At 61.1% G+C, this 5,331-nt stretch carries 3 protein-coding genes and 2 pseudogenes; 4 read left to right on the top strand and 1 reads right to left on the bottom strand.

The features are described 5' to 3' along the window. The 3 genes and pseudogenes from K309_RS38700 to K309_RS43565 form a co-directional block, all read left to right on the top strand. Window positions 1-2,076: efflux RND transporter permease subunit (locus K309_RS38700; protein WP_035878831.1), on the top strand; the 2,076-nt coding region annotated here is incomplete at its 5' end. A 308-nt stretch (window positions 2,077-2,384) separates the two neighbouring features. Next, the gene (locus K309_RS0133725; RefSeq protein WP_029050325.1) at window positions 2,385-3,401 is read left to right on the top strand and encodes a LysR family transcriptional regulator; all 1,017 of its coding nucleotides are present in this window, start codon (window positions 2,385-2,387) and stop codon (window positions 3,399-3,401) included. Between the two features lie 263 nt (window positions 3,402-3,664). Then, window positions 3,665-3,898: pseudogene (locus tag K309_RS43565) on the top strand (IS110 family transposase); the annotation flags it as partial. Window positions 3,899-4,216: 318 nt separating this feature from the next. Here K309_RS43565 and istB read toward each other — a convergent pair. Continuing rightward, window positions 4,217-4,936: pseudogene (gene istB, locus K309_RS38695) on the bottom strand (IS21-like element helper ATPase IstB); the annotation flags it as partial. A gap of 87 nt (window positions 4,937-5,023) precedes the next feature. Here istB and K309_RS41185 point away from each other — a divergent pair. Next, window positions 5,024-5,331 (top strand): transposase (locus K309_RS41185; RefSeq protein WP_156914538.1); only part of this gene is annotated, 308 nt, incomplete at its 3' end.

Genomic DNA, 5,331 nt, shown 5'->3' with positions numbered 1-5,331 from the left:
CTCAACGTGATCACGCTGATGGCGCTGTCGCTGTGCGTGGGCCTGCTGATCGACGATGCCATCGTGGTGCGCGAGAACATCGTGCGCCACAACCTGATGGGCAAGGACCAGCGCAGCGCGGCGCTGGACGGCACCAACGAGATCGGGCTGGCGGTGCTGGCCACCACCTTCTCGATCGTCGCGGTGTTCCTGCCGGTGGGCTTCATGGGCGGCATCATCGGGCGCTTCTTCCACCAGTTCGGCATCACCGTGGTGGCGGCGGTGCTGATCTCGATGTTCGTCTCGTTCACGCTGGACCCGATGCTGTCCTCGGTCTGGCATGACCCCGACCTGCACGGCACCGGCAACAAGGCCAGTTGGTACGGGCGCACGGTGGGGCGGCTGCTGGACTGGTTCTCGGCCAGGATGGACCGGCTCGGCGACGGCTACGCCGGCATGCTGGGCTGGGCGCTGAAGCACCGCCTGGCCACCGCCGTCATGGCCGCCGCGACCTTCTTCGGCAGCTTTGCGCTGGTGCCGCTGATCGGCACCGAGTTCGTGCCCAATGCCGACCTGGGCGAAACCAAAGTTGGCTTCACCACGCCGGTCGGCACCTCGCTCTACGTCACCGAAGCCAAGGTGCGGCAGGTGGAAGCCGCGCTGAAGGCCTTCCCGGAAGTGGCCTACACCTACGCCACCATCAACTCGGGCAACACCTCGGGCCGCAACAACGCGCTGGTGTCGGTGCGGCTGACCGAGCGGCGCGCGCGCACCCTGACCACCGCGCAGCTCAACCCGCTGATCCGCCAGCGCCTGGCCGGCATCGCCGGCATCACGCTGACCATGGTCGGCATGCCCGATAGCGCCGGCGGGCAAAAGGCGATCCAGGTATCAATCCAGGGCGACGACCTCGACGAACTGCGGCGCCTGTCGCGCGAAGCCAGCGCGCGCATGGCGGCGATCCCCGGCCTGACCGACCTGGATTCGAGCATGAAGGACGACCGCCCCACCATCGAGGTCCGCATCCGCCGCGAGTTGGCCTCCGACCTGGGCGTGGGCGTGGCGCAGATCGGCAATGCGCTGCGGCCGCTGCTGGCGGGCGACGCGATCAGCTCCTGGCGCGCGCCCGATGACAAGAACTATGACGTGCGCGTGCGCCTGCCGAAGGACGCGCGCACCGGCATGGCCGACCTGAGCGCGCTGATGATCGCCAGCAGCCATACCAACGCCGATGGCTCGCCCAGGATGGTGCCGCTGCGCCAGATCGCCGAGCTGGTGCCGACCACCGGCGCCAACCAGATCAGCCGGCGCGACCTGAACCGCGAGGTCGAGCTGACCGCCAACGTGGCCGGGCGCTCGGCCGGCGAAGTCGCGCGCGACGTCAAGGCCGCGCTGGACGGGGTCAACTGGCCGGCCGGCTACAAGTACCGATTCGGCGGCTCGACCAAGTCGATGCACGAGTCGTTCGGCTACGCCGTGTCGGCGCTGGCGCTGGCGGTGATCTTCATCTACATGATCCTGGCCTCGCAGTTCGCCAGCTTCTTCCAGCCGGTCGCCATTATGACCTCGCTGCCGCTGACGCTGGCCGGCGTGTTCGCGGCGCTGCTGCTGTTCGGCTCGAATTTGAACATGTTCTCGATCATCGGTTTCATCATGCTGATGGGGCTGGTGACCAAGAATGCGATCCTGCTGGTGGACTTCGCCAACCAGGCGCGCGCGGGCGATGTGGACGGCACCTACGGGCGCGCGCCGCTGTCGCGAGAGGCCGCGCTGGTCGAAGCTGCGCGCGTGCGCCTGCGCCCGATCCTGATGACGACGCTAGCGATGATCTTCGGCATGGTGCCGTTGGCCTTCAGCCTGGGCGAGGGCGCCGAGCAGCGCGCGCCGATGGGGCAGGCCGTGATCGGCGGCATCATCACGTCGTCGATCCTGACGCTGGTGGTGGTGCCGGTGATCTATACGTACCTCGATGATTTCGGCGCGTGGTTGCGTCCATTTTGGCGAGATAGAACACCGTCTTCAGCTGCCCATCCGGCTGCCGGTGATTTGCTCTCCACGAAAGGCGGCCCCGAAAAAGCGAACGAGCCTGCAAGATGAACTTTACGCGAGAGCGAGATAAGCCCATCCTCTTGTGGAGCGTAGTTGTCGTGGAATAGCTCCGATTACGAGTCCATCTCGGCAGATGGCCACCATCCACGAAAGGTAATGTGCAAAGAATGGCGCACAATTTGGTGCCGGCACCTTGGCAAACAGCACGTTATAGGTAGCGATGAAATTCGCCATGATGACATCTGCAAAGCTTTGATTCAGATCAATTGACGGGACTAGACTTATGTCTATCTTTCTTTTGGATACCCATCCCGTCCTTTAGACTCGCGTCACCATTGCATGGTGATATTGGTAGAATGTCTAATACTACGCTGTCGGAAATTCGTCATGTTAACACGAAGTTGTTGCAAGTCTTTGTTCTCGTTATGGAGTACCGTAACCTGGGTGCTGTCGCAGCATGCACCCAGCGCAGCGTGAGCACGGTGTCCTATAGTCTCGATCGCTTGGGCGAGATCACCGGTGACCCCTTGTTCTTCAAAGGAAACGGCATACTTGTGCCCACGCCGCATGCGATACATCTGGAAAAGATAGCGCGCCAGATCCTAGCGATATGGGGAGATTTGGTTCGACGCCGAGAGGAGGTCACGACCAAGCGTCAGGAAGGTGGTAGGCGCGTAGCAATAGGCTTTTCGGCGTCGATTGGCGATCCCCTCATCACTGAAATCTTGTTCGCCTTAGGCGAGGAGTTTCCGCAAGACACTTTTGTCACGCGGTCGGTGATTGCCGATGCGGTGCTTGCCAGTCTACTTGACGCCGGAGAATTAGACTGCGCCTTCGTCGTCGACAGCGGGCACCACCCCGAGCGTGTGCGCCAGCACAACATCGTGGCAACGCAGCGTCGGCTCGTCGGCGCCACGCGCAGAGTCAACGAGGATAAGAGCGAGAATGCCTGGATCCTATTGCAAGAAGACAGCGAACCCAGCAGCCCGTTACGTGCCTTCCTGAGCCGGCAGGCCGGTACACCTGGCTACCGAGAGACGGTGGTACCATCCTGGCATGCGCAGATAACGCTACTGCATTCAGCGGGCGGCATCTGCTCGCTGCTGGATTATAACGTTCCATTGGTGACACGCGAGCGAGAAACGCAGCTTCTAGCGCTCCCTTGTAGTTTCCCCAAATGGGCTGCCTTGAATTTCTGGGGGGCGGAACGCAGTTGCGATCAACGAGTGGTGAGCGACGTCATGGAGGTTGGTAGAGCTGTGCTGCGCGATCCGCTCAAGGCCATCGGCAGAAGTAACAACATGGCTCAACAGCAATTGCTAAGCAATATCTTACCGGAGGCAGGCGCCGTAGACACAAGTACTTTCGGTTAGAGGCCGTAATCAGCCGCCTGCGTTATTGATATTCCAAGCAGTGCGAACCTAATGGGATGGTCACCCCCCTCTACGCGCGGGTTACGCTGTAGAGGTGTTTTTCTCTCTGGTAGATAGATGGTATGAACGCCGCCCTCCCGTCGCGGACATCTAGGTCCTCACATGGAGGTCACTGTTGAAAACAGCGGGTCCCTCCAGAACCGAACGGCATCGATGTGCCAAAGTGGGGGTGTTGCGACCACTTGAGGAACGGAGGGGCCATCATGAATACTACGACGTTCGGACTCGACATCGCAAAGCGGACTTTCCAGATGTATTGGGTTGAAGCGGAAACAGGCGAGATAGTGAACCGACGGTTCACTAAGCAACAACTAATCGAATTTCTTGGCCAGCGCACAACCGCACGTGTGGCTTTGGAAGCATGTGGAAGTGCTCACTGGTGGGCACGCAAAATTGCGGCGCTAGGGCATGAGGTGGTACTGCTTCATGCAAGGTTCAACTCGCGAACCACACCACGTATCAGAAAGATTACGCAGCATAAAACGCTACCAAGAAGAGCAAGGATTCGAACGGGAGCTACAGACAGGTTGCGAAGGTAGATAACGACGTGATGGCGAGACAGGTTGGTCCGCAAGAACGAAAGCCTGATTGACGCTAAGCGCTTCGAGCGCGCTAGATAGTAGAGGTCGTTCTTGGCGAATTCCATCAGGGCGCGCAGGCTGGACCGGCAGACGCCGGATATAAGCCCGCAACCAATTCCTCGTCGAGCATCACAGCGATATTACCTTGCAAGCCGGGCGGCGTTCATATAAGCGTCAAGCAGGACGGCCGGTCCAGCGACAACCATCTTGGCCGGTTGGCCGGGATGATTGTCGGCGGCGACCAGACTGTTTGTCGCTGGCGGTGCGCCGGCGGTAGCTTTCGACATTCATTTCAAGGATCGTCGAGTGGTGGACGTGCCGGTCGATCGCCGCAATGGTCATGCCGGGATCGGGGAACACATGGTCCCAGCCCGAGAGCGGCTGGTTTGCTGTAATCAGCAGGCTACGTCGCTCATATCGTTCGGCTATCAGCTCGAACAGGACGCTGGTTTCGGCCTGGTCTTTGCTGGCGTATGACAGATCGTCGAGGACGATCAGGTCGAAGCGGTCGAGCTTGGTCAGGGCAGCGGGCAATTGCAGACTTTGTCTCGCTGCCTGCAGTTTCTGGACGATCTCGCTGGTACGCGTGAACAACACCCGATACCCCGCATCGATCAGGGCATGCCCGATGGCCGACCCGAGGTGGCTCTTCCCGCCGCCCGGCGGGCCGAAGATCAGCACATTGGCGCCTTTCTCCAGCCAGGAATCACCACTCGCCAGCGCCATCACGTGCGCCTTGGAGACCATCGGCACCGCGCTGAAGTCGAAGGCGGCCAGCGTCTTGGTTGGATCGAAGTGGGACTCGGTGCGGTGTCGTTCGATGCGGCGCTTGGCCCGTTCAGCCAGCTCGTGCTCGAGCAAGGCGCCCAGCAGCCGGGTTGGCTGCCAGCCTTCCGTAAGCGTGGCCCCAGCACCGTCTGTTCATGAAGAGCCATAGGCGGCAATCTGGTTCCCACCAGAATTTGGTGGGAACCAGAAGAAATGGAAATCAAGGCGCGGGGTCGCCGACGAGGCTCCAAAAATTACACGAAGGCGTTCCGCACGCAGGTCGTGGCCGATACACGGGACCCGACGCGCTCACTGGCAGAAGTTGCACGAGCGCATGGCCTGAACGCGAATCTTGTGTCGAAGTGGCGGCGGGATCAGGAGCGGGCCGCGGCGTCTGCATCCGAGCCGGCCGAACTATTCCTGCCCATAGAGATGGCATCGGGGCCGATGCCGGAGCCGATTGGATCGTCCGGGCTCGTCATCGAATGTCGTGGCGTGCGCGTGTGTTTCGAAGGCAAGCC

This window comes from Cupriavidus phytohabitans (genome assembly GCF_000426345.1).
Classification (GTDB): domain Bacteria; phylum Pseudomonadota; class Gammaproteobacteria; order Burkholderiales; family Burkholderiaceae; genus Cupriavidus.
The sequence above is the reverse complement of the archived record's forward strand: the minus strand, read 5'-3'. Positions and strand labels throughout refer to the sequence as shown.